At 64.0% G+C, this 389-nt stretch carries 1 protein-coding gene; it reads right to left on the bottom strand.

The features are described from left to right. The coding region (locus tag I6F37_RS44245; RefSeq protein WP_225155022.1) for a class I fructose-bisphosphate aldolase at positions 1 to 164 on the bottom strand (164 nt) is incomplete at its 3' end. Positions 165 to 389: the final 225 nt, after the last annotated feature.

Below are 389 nucleotides of genomic sequence, written 5' to 3' on the forward strand. Positions count from 1 at the left end.
GCGCGGAACAGCATCTCGCGGTAGTCGCGGCGCGACTCCTCGGTGGAGGTGACACCGATGGTATCGAAGCGCTTCTTGATGGTGCCCGAGCTCTCGTCCGCGGCCAGGATGCCTTTGCCGGGAGCGACCAGCGCGGCGGCGATTTTCGCAAGCTCTTCAGTCATGGACAACCTCGCATAGGGACGGCGGCAAGCTCTGCGCAGCACTTAGCGCCAAATCGGCTTCGGGGCCAGCCCCTGGACCGCGATTACGGGCTTCCGCCTCTGCCTTTGGCGTGCGTAAAATGCCGCGTCACGACCCGAGCATAATGGCCGGCAAACGTCGGTAAACGGGCGGCCAGGGAGTTGAATGCAATGCCGGCAGCAGCCATTCGGGCGGGGATTGTTGGA

The sequence above is a fragment of the Bradyrhizobium sp. NBAIM08 genome, from assembly GCF_020193935.1.
GTDB lineage: Bacteria > Pseudomonadota > Alphaproteobacteria > Rhizobiales > Xanthobacteraceae > Bradyrhizobium > Bradyrhizobium yuanmingense.